Here is a 25,007-nt window from a genome sequence, read left to right as displayed (position 1 = left end):
TGGGGCAACTTCCACAGCGAAAATGGCACAAAATCAACGTCAATTTCCCTGTCTATTAAAATATCAATGAAATTGGGCTATAACTAAAGGAGTAGAGGGAACCGATCTGAACTATGCCTAAAAGCAAGAAAATAAACTCACTAGCTTTTCGTCAAGCGAAAACAGTATTCCTAGTTTCCGTTATTCTAGGGATCTGCTTTAGCTTTTATCATATCTTGGTGGATCTCCATCAGGAGCAAAAGCGCATAGAAGAACACTACCAGTTCAAGCTCCTACAGAACTATTCCAATGCCAGTCAAGCGGCCTACCATCTCAATCAGTTGTTGGCCGAACAAGTCGCGTCTAGCCTGATGATGGACAATGCGGTCTACAAGGTACAAATTGTCGATGACTTCGGCGATACGCTAACGGAAAAAGAGCGCAATGTGTCACTGCAAGGTGATTTCACAGAAGCTCTGTCTAGCTATCTCACCCCAACGACGCCGATTTATACCACTGACTTGCATCAACCTAACTCACACGTTGTGGTCGGAACCTTAAGCTTCTCCGTCAATGGCGCTAATATTGCCAAAGACTTTATTGCCAAAACCAGTCAAATACTGCTGTTTGACCTATTTCGAAATATCCTTTTAACGTCAATCCTATTGATGTTCTTCTATCAAAAGCTTTCCAAACCACTGGTTACCTTAATTGAATGGGTACGTTCACTACAAAATACCAAAAGTGACCTTCCGCCACCGACTCTCTACCGAGATGATGAACTTGGCCAGTTAGCTAAGACCTTCCATACCCTTTGGAAAGAGAGAGAAGCTGCAGCGGTACAGCTCAATCAATTGGCTTACTACGATTCTCTGACTGGGTTAGCTAACCGCAGTTTACTTTTGCAAATGCTCAAAGACTCGATCGAAGAAGCCAACACTAATAACCAAGCGGGTGCACTTTTCTACTTAGATTTAGACAGATTTAAAACCATCAATGACTCTCTCGGTCATACGATTGGGGATAATTTAATTAAGGCGATATCAAAACGGATCGAAGCTTGGCTGCGAGATGACTTTACCGCGGCTCGTATCGGCGGGGATGAGTTTGCAATCTTACTGCCCAATACTAGCGCAGACAAAGCCCATGAGTTTGCTCAGCAGCTGCTCGCTCTTGTCTCTAATCCGTATTCTATTGATGACCACCAGCTCTACTGTACGGTCAGTGTCGGTATCGCTATCTTCCCATCGGTGGGCAGCACTAATATCGATGTGTTGCGCCAAGCGGATACCGCCCTATACCGCGCTAAAACAGCAGGGCGAAACAAATACATGTTCTATGAGCCAGAGATGCAGGCTCAGGTAGAATCTTTCCTAGAAATTGAAAAAGGGCTGCACGAAGCACTCAACCAAGGGCAGCTTGAGCTTTATTACCAACCTCAGGTCGATGACAATCATAATATCATTGGCGTTGAAGCGCTGATTCGTTGGAACCACCCACAAAAAGGGGTGCTACCTCCTGGGGTATTTATGCCCATCGCCGAAGAGACAGGGCAAATCCTGCAAATTGGTAATTGGATCATTGAGCAAGCTTGCTATCAATTTTCTCACTGGAAAAAAGAAGGGATACTCCCAAGCACTTTCCGTAGACTGGCAATTAACATCAGTCCATTACAGTTTTCTCAACCGTCGTTTGTGGAGCACATCGTTGACTCTCTCGCCCAAGCGGACATTGACGGTGAACATATTGAGCTGGAGATTACCGAGAATCTACTGTTAGAGAATGTCGAAGCAGCGATTCAGAAAATGGCAGAGTTGAAAGAGCACAACCTAAAAACATCGATCGATGATTTTGGTACTGGATACTCTTCACTACGTTATTTGAAACACCTGTCTGTCGACGTGCTAAAAATCGACCGCTCTTTCGTTACCCAGCTTCATTTAGATGAGAGTGACCAAGCGATCGTTGATACCATCATTATGACCGCACGTAGACTCAATTTAGAAGTGATTGCGGAAGGTGTCGAAGATGCTAATGAGCTCAATGCGCTTAAACAGCTTGGCTGTGCTCAATTCCAAGGCTACTTGTTTGACAAACCTTTACCAGCCTCAGAACTGAATGAACGGTTTGAAAAGAACTTTTACCCCGTAGAAGGCCCTTCGGTCGTCAAAGCGGTACAAAAGTAGCTGTCTAAAAAAAGATATAACTCATGATGATCGCATCTTCTTTACCTGACGTTGTCGGGTAGTAGTTGATGCGGCGATCGACTTCATTAAAGCCAATCGATTCGTAGAGACCAAACGCACTGCTATTGCTTTCTCGCACCTCTAGCCAAGCGCTGTCCGCCTTATCTTGCTCGCAAATATCTAGGAAAGCTTCCATTAACTGCTTGCCGTAGCCTCGCCCTTGCTGACTAGGGCTAACCGCAACATTAAGCAAAGTGACTTCGCCAACGATATTCTGGGCATAGAAGTAGCCCATGACTTGGTTTTCAACCACCAATACATGATGACGCGCGCCGCGACTGTTTAGGTCACGAATCATGGTTTCAGACCAAGGGTGAGAGTGGGCGCTTTGCTCAATATTCCACACTTGATCAAGATGCTCTAATGCGAGCGGTAAAATTGAAGATTGGCTCATAAGAGGGTCACGATGACTGATAAGAACAGATCTGTTGCCATAGGGCTCGACGCTGTTCGTTGTTACCATCAACTTGAGTCAGTAATGGGGAAACAAGCGCTTTAGCTTCAAGACGATCTTGCTGATCGCATCCGGCAAACCAAATCCACTCTAGATGATGATTATCGTTATCGAGCTGGCTCAATTGCTCTGGAGTAACATGTAGAGCCTGTTCAAGTGACAACTTGATGCTTTTTAATACCCGCTCAAACATCTCTGCCGTTTTCCCCTGAGGAAGTTGAGGGGAAACAAGCAGCAATTTACAGTTTTCAGGCAAGATCAATGGCGGTGATTGATAACCCAATAACCTTTCAGGGTGTGCCAGCTGATAGCACTGGATTCCCATTTCTTGTAAATACTCTTGCTGTGGCATATCAATCATCACCCATAAAATCGCACCAATCCTACCATAACAACCCCAGTTCCAATCAAGCATTTGTCTGGGTAATGCACAATAAAAAGCGCCGCCCGAAGACAGCGCTCTAAACTCAGCAAGATCTGTAATCTAGAAACTCGACTTAACGGCTTCGGCAATTTTCAGCGCAGAAGACTGAACTAGCTCTGCATCTTCACCTTCAACCATGACGCGAATTAGAGGCTCTGTACCCGACTTGCGCAGCAATACACGCCCTTTTTCACCTAATTCGGCTTCCACTTCAACCACTGATGCTTTCACAGCATCTGCTTCTAGTGGGTTAGAATCACCAGAGAAACGAACATTCTCTAGAACTTGTGGGTAAAGAGTCATGCCTTGCGAAAGCTCGTGGAGAGACATATCACTGCCCACAACCGAGGCAAGCACCTGCAGCGCTGCAACAATCGCATCACCCGTCGTCACTTTATCTAGCAAAATAACGTGTCCTGAGTTCTCAGCGCCGATTTTCCAGCCTTTTTCTAGCAGTTGCTCCATAACGTAGCGGTCACCAACAGCAGCGCGTACAAATGGAATGCCTAGCTGTTTTAAGCCATTTTCCATACCAAGGTTGGTCATCAGCGTACCAACGACACCACCTTTTAGCTCACCGCGGCGCAGGGCATCACGTGCGATAATGTAAGCAATTTGGTCACCATCAATCTTGTTACCTAGGTGATCAACCATGATGATACGGTCGCCATCGCCATCGAAAGCCAAACCAAGCTCTGCACCTTCTTCAACCACACGTTTCTGCAGTGCACGTACATCTGTAGCGCCAACTTCTGCGTTAATGTTGGTACCATTAGGCTCAATACCCATGGCGATCACTTCTGCACCTAGCTCGCTAAACACAGCTGGTGCAATATGGTAAGTCGCACCATGCGCGCAATCGACCACGATCTTTTTACCCGCTAGACTTAGCTCTGATGGGAAAGTGCTCTTACAAAATTCAATATAACGGCCCGCAGCGTCGTTAAGACGGCTTGCTTTACCAAGTAGTGCCGACTCAACACATTCAATGTCTTTATCAAGCTCAGCTTCAATCGCCAGCTCAATATCATCTGGTAATTTAGTGCCTTCTGACGAGAAGAACTTAATACCGTTATCGTAATATGGGTTGTGCGATGCTGAAATAACGATGCCCGCTTCTGCACGGAAAGTTTGCGTCAGGTATGCGACTGCCGGTGTTGGCATTGGGCCAGTAAAGGTCGCTTTTAACCCTGCTGCGGCCAAACCCGCCTCAAGAGCAGATTCAAGCATGTAACCTGAAATGCGTGTGTCCTTACCGATGATTACTTTCTTTGTGCCCTGCTTAGCCAATACGCGACCCGCAGCCCAGCCTAGCTTAAGCACAAAATCTGGAGTAATTGGGTACTGGCCCACTTTGCCACGTACACCATCCGTACCAAAATAACGTCTCTTATCAGACATGGTTGTTCCTTTTTATCTTTCTATTCTGCTCAATGATTCACTTTGGTCATTGAGACAATTCTCATAGCATCAAGCGTTTGTTCAAAATCGTGCACGCGAATGATTTGCGCACCTTTCATTGCGGCGATTGTAGCGCATGCCACGCTCGCTGACACGCACTCAGCCGGAGCTTTGTCGAGGAGTTTGAAGATCATAGATTTTCTCGACATCCCTGCAAGAACTGGCAAACCAAATTGATGGAATTCTTCTAGGTGAGACAGCATCTGATAGTTGTGTTCTAGTGTTTTACCAAAACCAAACCCGGGATCAAGTATCAGCTTTTCACGCTCGATCCCCACCTCTGCACAAGCTTCAATACGCTGTTGTAAAAACTCACCGACTTCTTTTACCAAATCATCATAGTGAGGGTTTGCTTGCATAGTGCGAGGCTGGCCTTGCATATGCATTAAACAGATAGGTAATCCTGTATCTGCCGCTACCTCAAGCGCTCCAGGCTCTTGCAAAGCTCTGACGTCATTGATGATATCAGCACCCGCTTCAGCCGCTTGGCGCATTACTTCCGCTTTACTGGTATCAATTGAAATCCACACGTCAGATTGCGCACGAATCGCTTTAATCACTGGAATGGTTCGTTGAAGCTCTTCAGCTAATTCAACATCGGGAGCACCAGGGCGGGTTGACTCACCACCAATGTCAATAATGGTTACACCAGAATCAATCATACGCTGAGCTTGAACAAGCGCATCTTCTAAAGCGCGAAACTGACCGCCATCAGAAAAAGAGTCAGGGGTAACATTTAGAATCCCCATCACTTGTGGTTGAGATAAATCGAGAGTTTTATTATTTGCTTTTAGAATCATAAACACAAAAACCCCGAGTTGCCTCGGGGTTTCTCTTAATCATAACAATTATTCTGAGTCTTTCTTCTCAGTCGCTTCCGCTGAGGTGCTCTCTTGAGAAGTGGCAGCGTCGTCCGCTTTCGCTTCAGCAGCTGAAGCCTCTTCCGCTTTACCCTCTGACTTATCTTCAGGTTTCGCGTCTGACTTGTTGCTCGGGTTATCACCCCAACCAGCAGGTTCACGGATTTCTGCTTTACGTTCCATTAGGTCATCAATCTGACCTGCATCAATGGTTTCGTACTTCATCAACGCATCTTTCATTGCGTGCATGATATCCATGTTATCTTCAAGGATCTGTTTCGCACGCGCATAGTTGCTGTCAATCAAGTGACGAACTTCGTCATCGATAAGTTTCGCCGTATCATCAGACATGTGTTTAGTCTGAGTTACGCTACGGCCAAGGAACACTTCACCTTCATCTTCTGCATAGAGAAGAGGACCAAGTTTTTCCGAGAAGCCCCACTGAGTCACCATCTTACGCGCGATATCAGTTGCACGTTCGATATCGTTCGAAGCACCTGTTGATACCTTGTCTGCGCCGTAGATTAGCTCTTCAGCAAGTCGACCACCGTACAGGCTCGAAATCATAGATTCTAGATGTTGACGAGACATACTTACACGATCTTGCTCTGGTAAGTACATTGTCACACCAAGAGCACGACCACGTGGAATGATCGATACCTTGTACACAGGATCATGTTCAGGAACTAGACGACCCACAATCGCGTGACCCGCTTCGTGGTAAGCCGTTGACTCTTTCGTCTCTTCAGACATCACCATAGAACGGCGCTCTGCACCCATCATGATTTTATCTTTCGCTAGCTCAAACTCAACCATAGATACGTTGCGCTTGTTACCACGTGCAGCGAATAGCGCCGCTTCGTTAACAAGGTTTGCTAGATCTGCACCTGAGAAACCTGGTGTACCACGGGCAATTAGCGATGGCTCTACATCACCTGCTAGAGGCACTTTACGCATGTGAACTTTAAGGATCTGCTCACGACCACGTACATCTGGTAGACCTACGACAACCTGACGGTCAAAACGACCAGGACGAAGTAACGCTGGGTCTAGTACGTCTGGACGGTTAGTCGCGGCGATAACGATAATACCTTCGTTACCTTCGAAGCCATCCATCTCTACTAGCATTTGGTTAAGTGTTTGCTCACGTTCATCGTGACCACCACCTACACCAGCACCACGCTGACGACCTACCGCATCAATCTCATCGATAAAGATGATACAAGGCGCCGCTTTCTTCGCTTGTTCGAACATGTCACGTACACGAGATGCACCTACACCAACAAACATTTCAACGAAGTCAGAACCAGAGATAGTAAAGAATGGTACTTTCGCTTCACCAGCAATCGCTTTAGCTAGTAACGTTTTACCTGTACCTGGAGGACCGACCATCAGAACACCTGTTGGGATCTTACCGCCCAGCTTTTGGAAACGGCTTGGATCACGTAGGTAGTCAACCAGTTCTTTTACGTCTTCTTTTGCTTCGTCACAACCAGCAACGTCAGCAAAAGTTGTTTTGATTTGTTCTTCGCTCATCATACGAGCTTTGCTCTTACCGAAAGACATCGCGCCCTTACCGCCGCCGCCTTGCATTTGACGCATGAAGAAAATCCACACACCAATCAGTAAGATCATAGGGAACCAAGAGATGAAGATAGTACCTAGCAGGCTTTGCTCTTCTGGAGGTGTGCCCTGTACTTTCACATTTTGGTTAATTAAGTCATCAAGTAGCTTCTGGTCGTAGACCGGCATGTAAGTAACATAACGCGAGCCGCCGCCACGACGTGTGAAAGTGATTTCACCGTCTTTAAAAGTTGCTTCCTGAATCTGGCCTTGGCCAACTTCCTGTACAAACGTGGTGTAATCCACCGCTCTGCCATTGCTCTCTCCAGGGCCAAAGCTCTGGAAAACCGACATCAATACGACAGCGATAACAAGCCACAGAATTAAATTTTTTGCCATGTCACTCAAGGTGTCAGCCTCTCGATAACTAATTGTAATTAAAGGTAGGGTACTACAGTTTATAACCTGTAGCTATAGTGTTAACTAACCCATCAATGGGCAAATAGTTAACCTTTGTAACCAGTGGCTACAACAAAGACTTCTCGTGAGCGAGCTCGCGATGAGTCAGGTTTTCTGATTTTTACGACTTTAAATGTGTCTCGGACTTCTTTGACAAATTGATCAAACCCTTCGCCTTGGAAGACCTTTACAACAAAGCTACCATTAGGTGCTAGAACTTGTCGACACATATCTAAAGCCAATTCAACTAAATACATTGCGCGAGGTTGATCGACTGAATTATTGCCTGCGATGTTTGGCGCCATATCTGACATCACCACATCGACCATTGAAGGTTGAATGCGATCAAGCAAAGCATCTAAAACCGCTTCTTCACGGAAGTCACCTTGTAGAAAGCTAACTCCTGCAATTGGGTCCATTGGCAACAAATCACATGCAATAATTTGCCCATCCTCACCTACTATCTTAGCAGCATATTGAGACCAACCACCGGGAGCTGCACCTAAATCGACCACAGTCATACCAGGTTTTAGCAATTTATCCTTAGTTTGGATCTCTTCCATTTTGAAATAAGCACGTGAGCGATAGCCTTTTTTACGGGCTTCATTGGCGTATTTATCATCAAAATGTTCTTTCAACCAGCGACCTGAGCTAGCGGAATGTTTCTGTTTACTCATTTGTTACCTAATAGATAGAGGGAACAACTAACCCAATAAATTATAGTCTTCAGGGTTAGATGGCGTTAAAATGGTATTTTTCAACCCTTATATTAAAGAAAATTGGCCGCGTAATGAACCTAAGCACCAAACAAAAGCAGCATCTAAAAGGCCTAGCGCACAGTCTAAAACCTGTTGTGCTTATGGGCGCAAACGGACTAACTGAAGCTGTTCTAGCGGAAATTGAAATTGCTCTTAACCACCACGAGCTAATCAAAATCAAAGTTGCATCAGAAGATCGCGACACTAAGAACCTGATTATTGAAGCTATTGTACGTGAAACACGTGCAGAGAAAGTACAAGTAATCGGTAAGACTTTAGTTCTATTCCGCCAATCGGAAGAACGTAAAATCGAGTTGCCACGTAAGTAATTTTACTTTCATGAGCAAGAAAAAAGGTCGCCTATGCGACCTTTTTTGATATTCAGAGCAACTAATTTGCTTAGATGTACTCGACGCTGTCGATTTCGAAGTCGCGATCACCACCTGGTGTAGAGATAACCACTTCGTCACCTTCCATCTTGCCGATAAGACCGCGCGCGATTGGTGAACTTACCGAGATACGACCCGCTTTAATGTCAGCTTCGTCATCACCTACGATCTGGTAGGTTTTCTCTTCTTCAGTATCACAGTCAATCAAAGTAACGGTTGAGCCGAAGATAACTTTACCCGTGTTGTCCATTGTGGTGACGTCAATAACCTGAGCAACCGATAGCTTGTACTCGATATCACGAATTTGAGCTTCACAGATACCCTGCTCTTCACGAGCTGCATGGTACTCGGCATTTTCTTTAAGGTCGCCTAGTTCACGTGCTTCAGCAATGGCTTCAGAAATCTGTGGGCGAAGCTTCAATAGTCTTTCTAGTTCTTCACGTAGCTTTTTCTCGCCACGTAGTGTCATTGGCACTTTTTCCATTATATACCTCATTCCAAAGCAATCTTTGGACAAAACAAAACTACCTAATCCAGTGGACTAGGTAGATGCATTAACTAATCAATTGCCTCTAGTGTAAACAAACTTGGCGCCTAAATCACTCAAATTAATCAAGCGTGATCTCTATCTCAAAATGTGCGCGATAACCAATTGATAAATCGACGCAGTTTTTGAATCCGATCGCGGCACGAAACATATTTTACCTAAAAAAAAATAAAGGTTTAGATATAAACCAACCTATCAACAGCGCAACTTAACCCTTTACAATCAATGATTTGATATTATTTTATGTTTAATAAAACACTGTTCATAAGTTCGATTTATATCATTTTACTAACCCATCATGGAACTTTGCGTTAAAAACTTAGCTGACTTATTCAGCGAGATTAGTCTTTATTGCTCAATAACTTGCTATAACGCGTTGTTATGAGACTGGATTAATAGCGCTGATAACTAGAGGAGTCCCACGGTTAAGTGGAGATACTCCTCGACATACAACTATTTATGGACAGTAAATTAGGACTAATAAGATGAACAAGACTCTGATCGCTCTAGCAGTTTCAGCTGCAGCAGTAGCTACAGGCGCAAACGCAGCAGAAATCTACAACAACGATGGCAACTCTATCGAAATGGGCGGCCGTGTTGAAGCACGTCTAGCAGTAAAAGATGGTAAAGCTGAAGACCAATCTCGCGTACGTCTAAACTTCGCTGGTACTTCTCAAATCAACGACAACCTTTACGGTCTTGGTTTCTACGAAGGTGAGTACAAAGCAACTAAAGACAACGACACAGAGCAAGATACTCTAGAGCATCGTTACATGTACGCTGGTCTTGGTGGTAACTTTGGTGAAGTAACTATGGGTACTGTTAAAGGTTCTCTAGCAGCAGTTACTGATTTCACAGATATCATGGCTTACCACGGTGCTAAAGCAGCAAACAAAGTTGAGTCAGCTGACCGTCCAGACCGTTCTATCGCATACGCTGGTGAATTCTCTGGTTTTGAACTTCGCGCAAACTACACTTTTGAGTCTTCAAAAGAAAACAACGATAAACTAGTTGGTGATGACAACAATGGTTACGCACTATCTGGTATCTACAACATCGGTGAAACTGGTGTTCGTCTAACAGCTGCTTACGCTAAGCAAAACGGCATCTCTTACAAAAACGATGCAGCTAACGTAAACATCAGTGCAGATGCTTCACAATACATGGTTGGTGCATCTTACGAAATCAGTGATTTCTACTTCGCTGGTCTATACAGCGACACTAAATACGATGAAGTAAACGGTAACAACACTGCAAAAGCAAAAGGTTACGAATTAGCAGCAGCTTACACTCTAGGTCAAGCTAAATTCACTTCAACGTACAACGTAGAAGAAGTTAAGTACCAAAGCAATTCTGAAAAGAGTGCTAACTCTGTAGCGATCGACGCGACTTACTTCTTTACGCCTAACTTCCGTTCATACGTTTCTTACGACTTCAACCTTCTTAAAGAAGACAAAGTTGGTAAGCTAGCATCTGAAGACCAAGCAGTACTAGGTATGCGTTACGACTTCTAATTTCCTGACATTAAGTCATGAATCTAAGACGCCTGCTCTATAGCAGGCGTTTTTTTTACCCGCTATACTGACCCACTAAAACCGCTAACCGTGAATTCTTATGCTGCGCTTTGTTGATCGTTTTACCTCTGTTTGCTTACTCTCTCTAATCAGCGTATCTGCCTCGGCCTATGCGCCACTGAATGAATTGCCTTTAGGTAGCCGCGCAGCAATTAAAGTCGAATCTCTTCAAAGCCAGAATCAAATCCAGCAAACCGACAACCAAAGTCAGTTCTTCCCACCGGCTAGTACATTAAAGATTGTGACTGCGCTTGCTGCCAAATTAGAGCTCGGTGATGAATTTCAGTTTGCAACTAGCATTGAGAAGACTGACAGCGATGTGGTACTGCGTTTTAGCGGCGATCCTACTTTAACCACCCAAGACTTAAAGCAACTACTGAGTCAGCTACGTAATAGTGGCACCAAAAAAATCAGTGGCGATCTCTGGTTAGATAACAGCGCGTTTACCGGTTACGACCGAGCAGTAGGGTGGCCATGGGATATTCTTGGCGTTTGTTACAGTGCACCAGCCAGCGCCATTTCGCTTGATGGTAACTGCGTTCAAGCCTCTATCTATACCCAAGAAGATGGGAACACTCGCGTCTATGTGCCTGAGCATCAACCTATTTATGTCACGACGGTGGCAAGTTCAGTATCTAAAATCGAACAAGAGAGCTCACAGTGCGATCTGGAGTTACTCTCTTCTCCAGACAACCACTATCAACTCCAAGGATGCCTGCAGAATCGTAGCAAGCCGCTGCCGCTAAAATTTGCCGTGCAAGATCCCGCGCTATATACCCAGAGAATTGTTAATACCCTGCTTGCTCAGCTTAATATCGAACTAGCGGGCAGTATTCGGCTTGGCGCTCCCGAGCAGCAAGGCAAAGTCATTGCCACTCATTACTCGCAAGCACTGCCTCAGCTGCTCGAAACCATGCTCAAAAAGTCTGATAACCTTATCGCCGATAACCTAACCAAGGCCCTAGGCGCAAAGTTCTTTATTCAACCTGGTAGTTTTGCCAACGGAACTAAAGCCATTAAGCAGATTCTCTTTACCCAAACTGGCATTGATATAGAGCATACCCCACTGGCGGATGGTTCAGGGCTATCACGCAATAACCGCTTTACCAGTCAAAACATGGCAGCGGTACTGCGCTATATTTGGCAACATGACAGTGAATTAGGCTTGATCGCCTTAATGCCCACGTCAGGCACCAATGGCACTTTGAAATATCGTCGCAGTATGCGTAAAGCGCCAATTAAAGGCGAATTGATTGCCAAGAGTGGTTCCGTGTATGGCAGCTACAATATGGCAGGCTATGGGTTAGATAAATCTGGTCAGCCGAGTACGCTATTTGTTCAGTTTGTGACGGACTATCATCCACCAAAAACAAAGGGCGATGATAAACCTACCATCGCCCCGATCACCAAGTTCGAAACCTTGTTCTATAAAGATATTGTCCAGTTCAGTCAGGCGATGCCTAAGAAGTAATTAACTACAGTGAAGTAGATCCACATTCCTGAAATATCGACAATAGACGCCAAAACTGGGCTAACCAACACAGCTGGATCGAGTTTAAACGCACGCGCTAGGATTGGTAGCAAGCCACCTAGCGTGGTCGACATCGTCACCTGAATAAACAGCGCAACCGCGATCGCAAGTGCGATGGTGTTAAGCTCAAAGCCACCCGTACTGCTGCTATCGCTAAAAAGTAAGATACGGCCAATAATCACCAAGGCTATGGCAAAAGCTAAGCAAATCGCCACTCGGCTCTCTTTCCAAAACACTTCTAACCACTGCCTTTTACGCAACTCACCCGTCGCTAAAGCTCGTATCACCAAGGTCGCCGCTTGCGTACCGGTATTACCACCCGCCGCTGCTATTACAGGCATATAGATCGCCAATAGCACCAACTGGCTCAAAGTATCTTCATATTGAGCGATAATTAGACCTGAAACTATGCCAAGTAATGCGAGCGCTATGATCCAACCGATACGTTGCTTTACATGCTCAATAACTGGTGTATCTAGGTAACCATTCGAAGGCTCAACTTCCGAATGAATAAAACCAAGCTGGTGCGCGTAGTGACGTGCCAACTTTTCATATCCATCAAGCTCTAACGCCGAGATCAATTGTTGGACATAACCCACTGAACAGTGGTGTAAAATCCCGACAGCTTCCTCTACCGGCATAACCGTAAGTAAATGGACCTGCTGGGCTTGCTCGTATTGCAAAAATGCATTGCGAGCGGCACCGATCTCCTCTTGAGAAAAGTGCGGGGTGTTTTCAATGTAAGTATTGCTCATTACCGTCATGGCGAATCTCCCGATTGGCAATAGGTAACGACCATCAAATACAGCTGATATTGAATCAAAATATAGACACGTCTATCCGTACACGAGTGCACAGAAAAGCTGTATTGGATTCTAGAATTTAGAGGAGAAAAACGTGAGGATTCACAAAGAGATAAGAAGCACTCTACCGCAATGGTAGAGACGTGAGACGACAATACCGAAGCGGACTATTTTTCCCCTTTCATACTAGGAGGATGGTCGATATTGTTCATAAAAGTCTCCGAAAAAACTGCCGTTTTGGCAGCGCGAGGATAATAACAAAAGTTCCCCACTAAAGCAGCCCAAATTTGCAAAAAAGTTGGATATTTAACCTCTAGCGACACGCATAAAAAAAGCGCCTCGAAAGGCGCTATTATCAAACCGATATTTGGTATCAACTATTTGATCGTGATACGAGCAAATTTACGTTTACCCACTTGGAATACGTAAGTCCCGGCTTCAGGAGTAAACTTAGAGTCTGCTACTTTCTCGCCATCAATCTTAGCTGCACCTTGCTTAACCATACGCATCGCTTCAGAGGTAGAGGCACACAAGCCCGCTTCTTTAAGAATATTGCTTACCGGTAGGCCTGCATCAAAAGCAAATTCTGGCATTTCGTCAGGGATTTGGTTCTTAGCAAAACGGTTTACGAACTCTTGCTCTGCTGCATCAGCATCTGCCTGAGAGTGGAAGCGTGCAATGATCTCTTTCGCTAGAGCTACTTTTACATCACGTGGGTTTTGACCCGCTTCTACATCTGCTTTTAGTTGAGCAACTTCGTCCAGTGGACGGAATGAAAGCAAGTCGTAGTAGTTCCACATTAGGTCATCAGAGATCGACATGATCTTACCAAACATTTCGCTTGGCGCTTCACTGATACCAATGTAGTTGTTGGCCGATTTAGACATCTTCTTCTCGCCGTCTAGACCAACAAGAAGTGGCATCATTAATACAACCTGTGGCTTCTGACCATTCGATTTTTGCAGTTCGCGTCCCATCAGTAGGTTGAACTTCTGGTCAGTACCACCTAGCTCAACGTCAGTTTCCATCGCGACTGAATCATAACCTTGTAGTAGTGGGTACATGAACTCATGAATAGCGATAGGCTGACCGCCTGCATAGCGCTTTTTAAAGTCATCACGCTCTAGCATACGTGCTACGGTTTGGTTAGCAGCAAGGCGAATCATGCCCTCAGCACCTAACTCAGACAGCCATTCAGAGTTAAACTGAATTTTCGTCTTAGCTGGATCTAGAATCTTAAATACCTGCTCTTTATAGGTTTCAGCGTTGCGCAGTACATCTTCACGACTTAGTGGCGGACGAGTATTGTTCTTACCCGTTGGGTCACCAACCATGGCAGTAAAATCACCGATAAGGAAGGTAACGTCGTGGCCTAGCTCCTGAAATGCACGCAGCTTGTTGAAAATCACTGTATGACCAAGGTGAATATCCGGTGCAGTTGGATCGGCACCTAACTTAATACGAAGAGGACGACCCTCTTTCAACTTAGCAATCAGTTCTTCTTCTGGAATCAGTTCTTCAACACCGCGCTTAATCTCGGCTAGTGCAGCTTCAATGCTCGCCATTCTTGTTCACTCCCACAGATTTGGCAAAAATTTGTTAGTTGGTCATCTTACTTGAATAGCGATGCTTTTTGAAACCAGTTAGACTAAACAGCTTAGCTTTTTTACTGAATTTTTTAGAACGGACATAAGATGTTGTCTCTTTTCGCTCGATTGCCATGGATTCACCGAGCCCTTATCGCCTTATTTAGCGCTTTTATCGTCATTGCTTTGTTTCTGCCAGCGCCGAAAGATCTCCGTCAAGAGGAGAGCAACTATCAAGTAGGTAAAGCCTACCCATTGGCCATTGATCTTGAGTTGCTCGCTTTGCAAGAGTCAGCACCAAAACTTGCTGTGCTGCGATGGGAAAAACATACCATAGGCTCTGGCGACAGCATGGCACTCCTTTTTCAACGTGCTGGGCTTTCTTCTCGCCTGCTGTATCAACTGACTTCAACTAATAAAGATATTGAAAGGCAGTTAACCCGAGTTCGACCGGGGGATTCATTCCAGCTAGGCTTCGATGCTGACAACCAACTGATTCAGCTAAAACGCGTCATTAGCCCATACGAGACCTTTCTTGTCACCAAATCAGAGAGTGGCTACACCTCTACGATTGATAAAAAGCAGGTCCACTATCAGTACAACTATGCTGAGGCAGATATCACTTCAAACTTCTGGAACGCGGGTGTCAATGCTGGCTTAACACCAAACCAGATCATGGAGCTAGCGGGCATTTTTGGCTGGGATATCGACTTTGCTTTGGATATTCGTGGCGGGGATAACTTTAAGATTCTTTATCAAGAGAAAGTCGTAGAGGGTGAAGTTGTTGGCCGAGGTAAAATCATTGCCGCCATCTTCAAAAACCAAGGTGATACCTTTAGAGCGATTCTCGACGACAAAACTGGTAACTATTATGACGAAAATGGTCGTGCAATGAAGAAAGCCTTCTTGCGCTCTCCGCTCGATTTCCGTCGCGTTAGTTCAAACTTCAACCCAACTCGTCGCCATCCCGTAACAGGGAAAGTCCGCGCACACCGTGGCACTGACTATGCTGCACCAGTTGGCACACCAATATGGGCTGCTGGTGACGGTACGGTTCTAAAATCGAGTTACAACCAGTTCAATGGTAACTATGTGTTTATCAAACATAGCAATACCTATATTACTAAGTACCTCCACTTACAGCGTCGTAAAGTCAAAACAGGACAACGTGTAAAACAAGGACAAACGATAGGCACGCTAGGTGGAACAGGACGCGTCACTGGTCCTCACCTACACTATGAGTTCTTAGTAAACGGGGTACATAAAAACCCAAGAACGGTTAAGCTACCACAATCTAAATCTCTGACAGGCAAAGCGAAAACCACGTATATTGCCAACGCAAAATTAAGATTAGAGAAGCTAGAGCGTTACGGAGAGTTGCTCGCGACTCCATAAAAACAAAGACCCGCATCATGCGGGTCTTTGTCATTTCTAGTGTTTCTATTCAGCTTCGATGACTTGGTTAGCCTGCTCTTCCACTTTATGTACTCTGCCAAGCATCAGCAGACAAGGTGTCAGTACTAAGGTCAACACAGTAGCGAAGGCTAATCCACCCGCTACTGCTGTTGCCAGTTGTGACCACCACTGAGTACTTGGCGCGCCAAACTCGATCTTCTGATTGATGAGATCGATGTTCATTTCTAGCACCATTGGCAGCAAACCAAGTATGGTCGTCACCGTGGTTAGCAGCACAGGTCTTAAACGCTGCACACCCGTACGTAATATCGCTTCGCGTTTATCTAGCCCGCGTTTTAGTAGCTGATTGTAGGTATCAATTAACACGATATTGTTGTTAACCACTATCCCTGCAAGGGCAATAACACCAATACCTGACATGATGATGCCAAACGGTTTTTGGAACACAAGTAAGCCGACAAATACCCCCACAGTTGAGAACAGCACAGCACTTAGAATCAAAAATGCCTGATAGAAGCTATTGAACTGAGTAATCAAGATCAGCGCCATCACTACCAAGGCGACCAAGAAAGCATTTTGTAGGAAAGCGGAAGAGTTTTCTTGCTCTTCATTCTGACCACGAATCTTAAACTCAACACTCGAAGGAAGATCGAGCTTGGAAACCGCCTCATTGATCTTTGGCAACTCCAATGCGAGGTTATAGCCCTCTTTCATGTCGGCCATAATGTTGATCACGCGATGTCCGTCGATACGGCGAATCGTATCTTGTTTATGCTCAGGAACAATATTGGCAAAATTAGTAATCGGCACAAGACCTGCGGCTGTTTTGACTCGTAATTGATCAAAGCGGCCAATATCACGTTTCTCTTCCGGATAACGAACCAAAATATCGACTTCTTCAGTGGCGTCATCGGGTAGATAGTCACCAATTTTTAAGCCATTGGTGACAAACTGAACTGTATTACCAACTAATGTTGCGTCCGCGGCAAAGCGCGAAGCATCATCACGACGAATATCGATCTGCCAGTCGATGCCCTCTTTGCTTGAGGTATCACTCAGGTTGGTAAACGCAGGGTAATTGTCTGCCCATTGCCTCACTAGCTTTGCGGCGCCATCGAGTTGATCGGGGATCCGCGCTGACATTTCAATCACTAGGTCATGCTCAACAGGGGGGCCTGCATCTGGGAACTTGTACTCAATTTCCACCCCCGCATATTGATCCGTTTGTTGTTTAAGCTCTTCAATGATCTGTTTGACTTTACGGCGGTACTGCCAATCGACTGGCGTAATTTGGATTTGTCCTATTTCGTCATCGCCACCTGTTTTGGTGTAGACACTTTCAAACTCATCATGCCCAAGCATCACCGCCTCTATGTCTCGCATGATGACATCTTTCTCATCAAGGGAAAGATCGCCATAAGAGCGCACTTTAACTGTAAAGAAAGGCGGATCAACTTCAGGGAAGAACTCAGCGCCCAAGCCCGCTTTGGCGTAGGTAAAGCCCACCGCAATGGCTAGCAGAATTGCACTCAACAAAATCTTCAGTGGATGGCGAATCGCGATATCTAAGGTATGAAAATAGAGCTTAGTGATACCGGTCGCTTTAGAGAAATCACCGTCATGCAAGGCTACCATTTTTTCACGCTGCGCTTTGGTGACGTGTTGCGGTCGACCGATCAAGCTCCCTAGTACAGGAACGAGCAATAACGCCATTGCCAGCGATGCGGTTAACGTTGCGATCAAGGTAAGCGGCAAGTACTTCATAAACTCACCAGTCACATCAGGCCAGAAAAGCAGTGGCGCAAACGCCGCTAAGGTCGTCGCCGTTGACGCTGTAATTGGCCACGCCATACGTTTTGCTGCATCTCGATATGCCTCTCGACGTGATGTCCCTTCTTGCATGCGCCTGTCGGCAAACTCGGTCACCACAATGGCGCCGTCCACCAACATACCCACAGCCATAATTAGCGAGAACAACACCACAATATTAACCGTCAATCCAAATACGGACAGCACTAAAAGCCCAGTCAAGAAAGAGCCTGGTATCGACACCCCAACCAAGAAAGCGGTTCGAACGCCTAAAATCGCGATGATGACGATAACAACTAAAATGATTGCCGACAGGATGTTGTTTTGCAGATCGTTAAGCATCATCTTAACGTCTTTGGATTGATCCCAAGTGTACTTAACTAACAGGTTATTCGGCCATTCAGGACGTTTTTGTGCCTCTTGCAATACCGTTTTAATTAGCGCAACGGTTTCGATGATGTTTTCACCCGCACGCTTTTTCACATCAAGCACTACAGCCGATTTACCATCGAGTCTGGCGTAGCTCTCTGGATCTCGGAAAGCTCGACGTACGGTCGCAACATCACCAAAAGTGATCACTTGCTTACCGTCTACTTTGACAGGTAGTTCAAGTACATCTTTCAAGGAATCGAACACTGACGGCACTTTCACTGAGAAGCGCCCATAACCGGTATCAACAAAGCCTGCCGCAACCACTTTATTGTTCAAGGCAATCAGGTTGTAGATGTCTGCTTGATCAAGCCCGTAGCTTTCCATTAAAAGCGGATCCACCACGATCTCAACAATATCTTCGCGATCACCAGCAATATCCACTTCAAGGATCTGACGATAGCTCTCAAGCTTATCTCTTAGTTGGCGCGCAATCTGAACAATAGTGCGTTCTGGAACCGTACCATAAAGCACGATAGATAAGGCAGGCTCTTCTGACGCCAAAGTCACTTCATTAACAGTAGGTTCATCACTATCACTGGGTAACTTAGGCTTAGCGAGATCAACGGCTTCACGCACATCTGCCATCGCTTTGTTGAGATCGACACCGACACTAAATTCCAGCATCACAGAGGCATGCCCCTCCGATGCGGTAGAGGTCATCTCTTTAACCCCTTCAATTGACCTTAGCTCTTGCTCGATTGGACGTACTAGCAGTCTTTCTGCGTCTGATGGCGAAATACCTTGGTGCCCAACCGAGACATAGATAATGGGGATGGTGATATCTGGACTCGATTCTTTGGGAATCGTCACGTAAGTCGCAGCGCCAGCAAGAAGAATAAACACCAACAACACCATCATGGTGCGCGTGCGAGAGAGCGCCGCATCAATCAATGCAAACATAATCGCGCCTCCTAATCTTGCTGTTCTACAGCGATGACTTGATCGCCATCGCGAACGAAGCCCTGCCCGGTAGTGACGATATCAACGCTCTCACCCAATCCTGTCAGCCACACGCCATCTTGTTCAGCTTTAACTAGGTTAATAGGAACAAACTTAATCCGATCTGCGACTAGAGTTTTCACCCCAAGATTACCGTCATCATCTAGAGCGAGCATGGCTGGCGTGACCTTGATAGCAAGTTGATCTTGCAAGTTCAGTGTCACTTCCGTACTGATACCAGCAGGAATTCTCTGCTTCGGGTTAGGCAGCTCAATTTCTATCGGAAAGGTGTTGGTCGAGTCAGAGGAAACGCGTGAAATGTAGCGAACTTTGCCTTGTGCCTGTTGGCCATTAATAAAGCGAACTTGCGCTTGTTGGCCGAGCACTAAATCTTGAATATGTCGCTCGCTGACATCGGCTTCAATCACAATCATACTCAAATCAAGTAAGCTCGCGACAGGATCGCCAACACCGACAAAGTCCCCTGTTTCGATAAACAGATGATCGACAATTCCAGTAAACGGCGCTGTCACAGAGGTGTTACGCAAAGCAATTTTGGCATTACTTACCATGGCTTTAGCTTCAACCAAGCCTGCCTGAGCGTTGGTGAAGGCTACCTCACCCTGCAAGCCTTTACTTTGCAGTGACTTGGCCGCTTTAAACTCTTTCTCTTTCACCTTAAGCATGGCTTGCGCACGCTCAAGCTGAATCTCAAGATCGCCTTTATCAATCAGCGCAATCACTTGTCCTTGCTTAACATTGTCCCCTTTGGAAACTTTAAGCTGGGTAATTTTACCTGCAATCTCAGCGCCTAGTTTTGCTTGCTTATTGGGAGCGGTCCGTCCATAGAGATCGATGCTCTTATGGGTAGGATTGGCGACAAACGAAGTGAAAGCAACCTTAGCTAAAGGGATCTCCTGTTCGTTATGCTGCGGGGTGGAGTCTTCAGCATTTAACATACCGACGCCAAGCCAAAGCGTAAGTACAGTGACTAAAAAAAGAGATACAAGATAAGGTCTGGTCGCGATAAAACGCAACGGAGAGATACTAGCCATAACTATCCTTAGTAATTCTATATCGCATCCTAATTCAACCGTAACAACCTACGTAACGGTGACTAGGTAAGCCTTAGATATAGGGGCTCACGAGATTCATTCGTGAGAAGTATTATTCAGGATATAAATTAACCAAACAAAAATAAAATACAGTTGGACAGTATTTCAGAGTAGGTCTCAGTTTCTGGAATCTGAGAAGCAGATAAAACAAAGGCTGCAATCAATGCAGCCTTTGACAAAACAGTCAGTGATTAAACACTAAAAGATGCACCACAACCACAGGTAGTGGTTGCATTCGGGTTGTTAACAAAGAAGCGCGAGCCTTCAAGACCTTCAGTGTAATCGACTTGTCCACCCACTAGGTACTGGAGGCTCATAGGGTCAACGACTAAAGTCACGCCACTATTTACAATCGTGGTATCACCTTCATTGACGCTTTCGTCAAACGTAAACCCGTATTGGAAGCCGCTACAGCCGCCGCCCGTGATGTATACACGTAGCTTCAGGTTTGGGTTCTCTTCTTCAGCAATTAAAGCGCCTACTCGCTGAGCCGCTGCATCTGAAAATGTTAATGGGATATTTACTTCGCTCACGATGACCTCTCTCAGTCTTCTGCATCCAGACTGCACTCACCATCTGGAACTTATCTTTTAATATTGCAGTGATTATCTAATACCTGAGTGAAGCGTTCAAGTATTCACCACTTTTCAAGCCATTTTTTACACTATTTGCGGTTTATTTGCTGTCAAAGTATTCAGAATGTGGCGCAAAGCGTTTTATTGAATCCGGCAGGGCAGGTACAATGCGAGCCAAATTGGTCCGAGCAATCAAAAGAGGATATCCCATGACCAAATCAGCTGATCTATTTCAAAAAGCACAGCAAACCATTCCTGGCGGCGTGAACTCTCCAGTACGTGCTTTTAATGGCGTTGGTGGCGCGCCAATCTTCGTAGAACGTGCCGACGGCCCATTGATTTTTGATGCTGATGGTAAAGCCTACATCGACTACGTAGGCTCTTGGGGTCCGATGATTCTTGGTCACAACCACGCAGTCATTCGTGAAGCGGTTATTGATGCAGCACAACGTGGTCTTAGCTTTGGCGCTCCGACTGAGATGGAAATTGCTATGGCTGAGCTTGTATCAGAACTTGTTCCATCAATGGAGCAAGTGCGTATGGTAAGTTCAGGTACGGAAGCGACAATGAGTGCGATTCGTCTAGCGCGTGGCTACACAGGCCGTGACAAGATTATGAAGTTTGAAGGCTGTTACCACGGCCACGCAGACAGCCTACTGGTGAAAGCAGGCTCAGGCGCACTGACTTTAGGTCAACCAAGCTCACCAGGTGTTCCTGCTGATTTTGCTAAGCACACGCTAACCGCAACATTTAACGACCTAGATTCAGTACGTGAGCTTTTTGCAGCAAACAAAGGTGAGATCGCTTGTATCATCGTCGAGCCAGTAGCAGGCAATATGAACTGTATTCCGCCAGTAGAAGGCTTCCACGAAGGACTGCGTCATATCTGTGATGAAGAAGGCGCTCTATTAATCTTTGATGAAGTAATGACAGGCTTCCGCGTTGCTCTAGGCGGCGCACAAGGCTACTACAACATCAAGCCAGACCTAACGACTCTAGGTAAAGTTATTGGTGGCGGTATGCCAGTTGGCGCATTCGGTGGTCGTAAAGAAGTCATGCAACATATCGCCCCAACAGGTCCTGTTTACCAAGCGGGAACACTTTCTGGTAACCCAGTGGCAATGGCTGCAGGCTTTGCATGTTTGAACCTGTTAAAAGAAGAAGGCAATGAAAAACGCCTAGCTTCAAAAACCAAGCAACTTGCAGAAGGCTTTAAAGCTTTGGCTGACAACCACAACATCCCTTTAGTGGTTAACCAAGTTGGCGGTATGTTTGGCTTCTTCTTCACTGACCAAGAAAGCATTACCCGCTACGAAGATGTGACGAAATGCGATATCGAACGCTTCAAACGCTTCTTCCACCTAATGCTAGACCACGGTGTTTACCTTGCTCCATCAGCATTCGAAGCAAGCTTCACATCACTTGCTCACGGTAGCAAAGAGATTGAAGCGACACTAGAAGCGGCTGACCGCTGTTTCGCAATTATTGCTGAAGAAGCATAATCATAGCGCTTGATACGAAATGAAGGCTGCCGAGTGCAGCCTTTTTTATTGCCAGTTAACGACCACTAATACCGCCAACCCCAACAACATCAGAGCAAACCAAGGTATTTTGCGCTTAGGCTCGCTCTTACTATCGCAACATTTCTCTTTCTCACAACAGCCCATACTCTTTCCACTCCGCGAATAACATTTTGATTTTGCGTTGAACACTCAGACATTTACAGCCATTATACTGATACAGTATCGAAATCTTGGACAAGAAAAGTGTCAGATAAAGTCAAATTAACTTCCAGCCATTGGGTATTGATTGTTGCCTTACTTGCTGCTGGGCTTGCTTGCTTTTTGTTAGTTGAGCCTTACATCAACTCAATTGTCATGGCATTTATCATCTCACTACTGATGTTTCCTATTCATGAATGGATAGAAAAACGCATGCCGAAGCACACTAATTTGGCATCGCTACTCTCATGTATCGTGCTCACCTTCATCATTGTTTTCCCGCTGTTGTTTGTCTTTGCAGCCATTGTTCAGCAAGGTTCGGCTTTTTCACAAAATGTCTATCAGTGGGTTACCCATGGCGGTATTCAAACGATTTTCGAACACCCTTGGGTAGTGAATGGACTGTCGTTAGTCAATACTTACTTACCGTTTGATACCATTAGTCCTCAAGAAATTGCCCAAAAGGTCGCGCAATTTGCCACTTCTTTCGGCAGTAACCTTGTTGGTATCAGCGCAAAAATCTTAGGCGATGCGACCAACTTCTTAATGGACTTCTTCTTAATGTTGTTCGTGTTGTTTTTCTTACTCCGCGATCACGATAAAATCATCAGCGCGATTCGACACATTTTACCCTTGTCACGTAGCCAAGAAGACAAGCTACTCGATGAAGTGGAACAGGTGGCTAAATCTGCTGTAATGGGTTCATTCTTAACAGCCATTGCGCAAGGCTTTGCTGGCGGTATTGGTATGTGGATTGCTGGATTCCCAGGCTTATTCTGGGGCACCATGATGGGCTTTGCTTCCTTTATCCCTGTCGTGGGAACCGCGCTAATCTGGATACCTGCCGCGATTTACTTGTTCTTAATCGGTGATACCACATGGGCGATTTTCTTAACGGTTTGGAGCGTCGCGATCGTTGGCTCGATTGATAACCTGCTGCGTCCACTGCTAATGCAAGGCAGTGCAGGAATGAATACGTTAATGATCTTCTTCTCACTGCTAGGTGGTCTACATCTGTTTGGCTTAATTGGCTTGATCTACGGTCCAATCATCTTTGCCGTCACCATGGTGTTGTTCAATATCTATGAAGAAGAGTTCCAAGGCTTCCTTGATCAACAAGATCGCAGTTAGCGTTTACCTTAGGCTCTGTTGAGCGAGTTTATCACTTCAAGATGAGGGAGGATTATGCGAAAATCCTCCCTCATTTTTTTATACTGAGTTTGCTATGTCTGCTTATATTGCACCAAGTCAAATCGCTGAGAGACAGTTTGCCTACTTCGAAGGTAAGCATGTTTTGGTCGCTGGAGAAGCTGAAGATCTTTTTCCCGTCGAACTTACTAAACACTGCCACTCTGTCACTGTCTTCACCACTAACTATGGTTACCATCGACAGTTGAGCGCATACTCGCAGGTGACAAGTGTCTTTGGTGCTGAATTTAACCAGCAGACTCAAGCCGATATGGTGCTGCTCTACTGGCCGAAAGCAAAAGCCGAAGCGGAATACTTACTCGCCATGCTGATGGCAAAACTTGGCAAAGACACAGAGATCGTGGTTGTCGGAGAAAACCGTTCAGGTGTGAAAAGCATCGAGAAAATGTTTAAGCCGTATGGCTTGATTACCAAATATGATTCTGCACGTCGCTGCTCCTTCTACTGGGGACAGTGTACGCAGACTCCCGCTCCGTTTGAACTGAAAGCTTGGTTTAAAACCTATCAAGTCGAATATCAGCAAACTTCGCTGACGATTAAGAGCTTACCGGGTGTATTTAGTCATGGTGAGTTTGATATCGGTAGTAAGCTACTGCTTGATACGCTACCTGACTTAAGTGGCAAGGTGCTCGATTTTGGTTGTGGTGCCGGGGTTATCGGTAGTGTGATGGCACTATTGAATTCAGATATTGAGCTAGAAATGTGCGACATCAGCGCATTAGCAGTGGCATCGAGTAAAGCAACTTTAGAAGCCAACGGGTTAACGGGTAAAGTTTTTGCTTCTGATATCTATTCTGATACCAGTAACGATTATGACTTTATCATTAGCAACCCGCCGTTCCACGCGGGGCTGGACACTAGCTATAGCGCAACAGAAACCTTACTTGCCGAAGGTCCAAAGCAGAGCACAAACCAAGGCCACTTGTACATTGTTGCCAATAGCTTTTTGAAGTATCCACCAATTATTGAGCAAGCTTACGGTAATTGTGAGACGCTAAATAAGACCAACAAATTCGCTATTTACCACGCGAAAAAGTAATTCAACTGCCCAATCCCTCGCTTGGATTGGGCAATATCCCGCCTATACCCATTAAATTTGCGCCACTCTCCACGCTTTGATCGCAACTTACTTGTCAAAGTAAAAAAACTCGTTAATT

At 45.5% G+C, this 25,007-nt stretch carries 20 protein-coding genes; 8 read left to right on the top strand and 12 right to left on the bottom strand.

The features are described from left to right. Positions 1-113 precede the first annotated feature (113 nt). On the top strand, positions 114-2,165 hold the full coding sequence (locus LYZ37_RS02510) for a putative bifunctional diguanylate cyclase/phosphodiesterase (RefSeq protein WP_171324608.1): 2,052 nt from the start codon (positions 114-116) through the stop codon (positions 2,163-2,165). A 4-nt stretch (positions 2,166-2,169) separates the two neighbouring features. Here the strand turns inward: LYZ37_RS02510 and rimI are convergent, their stop codons facing one another. From rimI to rlmE, 6 genes are all read right to left on the bottom strand, one after another. Continuing rightward, complete coding sequence (gene rimI, locus LYZ37_RS02505) at positions 2,170-2,619, bottom strand: ribosomal protein S18-alanine N-acetyltransferase (RefSeq protein WP_239826722.1); 450 nt, start codon at positions 2,617-2,619, stop codon at positions 2,170-2,172. 7 nt (positions 2,620-2,626) lie between these two features. Then, on the bottom strand, positions 2,627-3,037 hold the full coding sequence (locus LYZ37_RS02500) for a DNA polymerase III subunit psi (protein WP_272787136.1): 411 nt from the start codon (positions 3,035-3,037) through the stop codon (positions 2,627-2,629). Between the two features lie 126 nt (positions 3,038-3,163). Continuing rightward, complete coding sequence (gene glmM / locus LYZ37_RS02495; RefSeq protein WP_272786321.1) at positions 3,164-4,504, bottom strand: phosphoglucosamine mutase; 1,341 nt, start codon at positions 4,502-4,504, stop codon at positions 3,164-3,166. A 29-nt stretch (positions 4,505-4,533) separates the two neighbouring features. Further along, complete coding sequence (gene folP / locus LYZ37_RS02490; protein WP_272787135.1) at positions 4,534-5,364, bottom strand: dihydropteroate synthase; 831 nt, start codon at positions 5,362-5,364, stop codon at positions 4,534-4,536. Positions 5,365-5,412: 48 nt separating this feature from the next. Continuing rightward, on the bottom strand, positions 5,413-7,386 hold the full coding sequence (gene ftsH, locus LYZ37_RS02485) for an ATP-dependent zinc metalloprotease FtsH (protein WP_272786320.1): 1,974 nt from the start codon (positions 7,384-7,386) through the stop codon (positions 5,413-5,415). A 107-nt stretch (positions 7,387-7,493) separates the two neighbouring features. Beyond that, a complete protein-coding gene (gene rlmE / locus LYZ37_RS02480) occupies positions 7,494-8,123 on the bottom strand; it encodes a 23S rRNA (uridine(2552)-2'-O)-methyltransferase RlmE (protein WP_004742663.1) in 630 nt (209 codons plus the stop codon). Between the two features lie 113 nt (positions 8,124-8,236). On the opposite strand from rlmE, the gene yhbY reads away from it, so the two are divergent. After that, positions 8,237-8,533 (top strand): ribosome assembly RNA-binding protein YhbY, encoded by a 297-nt coding sequence (yhbY, locus tag LYZ37_RS02475; protein ID WP_004742662.1) that lies wholly within the window; start codon positions 8,237-8,239, stop codon positions 8,531-8,533. Between the two features lie 70 nt (positions 8,534-8,603). Here yhbY and greA read toward each other — a convergent pair whose 3' ends face one another. Then, positions 8,604-9,077, bottom strand: coding sequence for a transcription elongation factor GreA (gene greA, locus LYZ37_RS02470; protein WP_004742661.1), 474 nt, complete (start codon positions 9,075-9,077; stop codon positions 8,604-8,606). 548 nt (positions 9,078-9,625) lie between these two features. Between greA and LYZ37_RS02465 the strand changes: the two genes are divergently transcribed. Both LYZ37_RS02465 and dacB read left to right on the top strand, forming a co-directional pair. Beyond that, positions 9,626-10,654, top strand: a complete 1,029-nt coding sequence (locus LYZ37_RS02465) for a porin (protein WP_272786319.1) — start codon at positions 9,626-9,628, stop codon at positions 10,652-10,654. Between the two features lie 100 nt (positions 10,655-10,754). After that, positions 10,755-12,185, top strand: coding sequence for a serine-type D-Ala-D-Ala carboxypeptidase (gene dacB, locus LYZ37_RS02460; protein ID WP_272786318.1), 1,431 nt, complete (start codon positions 10,755-10,757; stop codon positions 12,183-12,185). On the opposite strand, the gene LYZ37_RS02455 is transcribed toward dacB, so the two are convergent. Together LYZ37_RS02455 and tyrS are read right to left on the bottom strand one after the other, a co-directional pair. Then, positions 12,164-13,009, bottom strand: a complete 846-nt coding sequence (locus LYZ37_RS02455; RefSeq protein ID WP_272786317.1) for a magnesium transporter — start codon at positions 13,007-13,009, stop codon at positions 12,164-12,166. The genes dacB and LYZ37_RS02455 overlap by 22 nt on opposite strands. A gap of 416 nt (positions 13,010-13,425) precedes the next feature. Next, entirely contained in the window at positions 13,426-14,613 is a 1,188-nt protein-coding gene (tyrS, locus tag LYZ37_RS02450; RefSeq protein WP_272786316.1) for a tyrosine--tRNA ligase, read from the bottom strand. 129 nt (positions 14,614-14,742) lie between these two features. Here tyrS and LYZ37_RS02445 point away from each other — a divergent pair, with 129 nt between their 5' ends. Further along, positions 14,743-16,029 (top strand): peptidoglycan DD-metalloendopeptidase family protein, encoded by a 1,287-nt coding sequence (locus LYZ37_RS02445; protein WP_272786315.1) that lies wholly within the window; start codon positions 14,743-14,745, stop codon positions 16,027-16,029. A 45-nt stretch (positions 16,030-16,074) separates the two neighbouring features. Here LYZ37_RS02445 and LYZ37_RS02440 read toward each other — a convergent pair whose 3' ends face one another. The 3 genes from LYZ37_RS02440 to erpA form a co-directional block, all read right to left on the bottom strand. Beyond that, positions 16,075-19,191 carry an efflux RND transporter permease subunit gene (locus tag LYZ37_RS02440; protein WP_272786314.1) on the bottom strand — a complete coding sequence of 1,039 codons (3,117 nt, stop codon included), beginning with the start codon at positions 19,189-19,191 and terminating at the stop codon, positions 16,075-16,077. 11 nt (positions 19,192-19,202) lie between these two features. Beyond that, complete coding sequence (locus tag LYZ37_RS02435) at positions 19,203-20,285, bottom strand: efflux RND transporter periplasmic adaptor subunit (RefSeq protein ID WP_272786313.1); 1,083 nt, start codon at positions 20,283-20,285, stop codon at positions 19,203-19,205. Positions 20,286-20,536: 251 nt separating this feature from the next. Then, positions 20,537-20,878: an iron-sulfur cluster insertion protein ErpA gene (gene erpA / locus LYZ37_RS02430; RefSeq protein WP_004742653.1), complete on the bottom strand. Its 342-nt coding sequence runs from the start codon at positions 20,876-20,878 to the stop codon at positions 20,537-20,539. 251 nt (positions 20,879-21,129) lie between these two features. On the opposite strand from erpA, the gene hemL reads away from it, so the two are divergent. The 3 genes from hemL (at position 21,130) to rsmC (ending at position 24,889) form a co-directional block, all read left to right on the top strand. After that, complete coding sequence (gene hemL, locus LYZ37_RS02425; protein WP_272786311.1) at positions 21,130-22,422, top strand: glutamate-1-semialdehyde 2,1-aminomutase; 1,293 nt, start codon at positions 21,130-21,132, stop codon at positions 22,420-22,422. 264 nt (positions 22,423-22,686) lie between these two features. Further along, positions 22,687-23,772 (top strand): AI-2E family transporter, encoded by a 1,086-nt coding sequence (locus LYZ37_RS02420; RefSeq protein WP_171324633.1) that lies wholly within the window; start codon positions 22,687-22,689, stop codon positions 23,770-23,772. Between the two features lie 94 nt (positions 23,773-23,866). After that, positions 23,867-24,889, top strand: a complete 1,023-nt coding sequence (gene rsmC / locus LYZ37_RS02415; protein WP_272786310.1) for a 16S rRNA (guanine(1207)-N(2))-methyltransferase RsmC — start codon at positions 23,867-23,869, stop codon at positions 24,887-24,889. Positions 24,890-25,007 lie beyond the last annotated feature (118 nt).

The sequence above is a fragment of the Vibrio tubiashii genome (assembly GCF_028551255.1).
GTDB lineage: Bacteria > Pseudomonadota > Gammaproteobacteria > Enterobacterales > Vibrionaceae > Vibrio > Vibrio tubiashii_B.
Note: the sequence above shows the minus strand (reverse complement) of the source record. Positions and strands in the feature narration are given on the sequence as shown.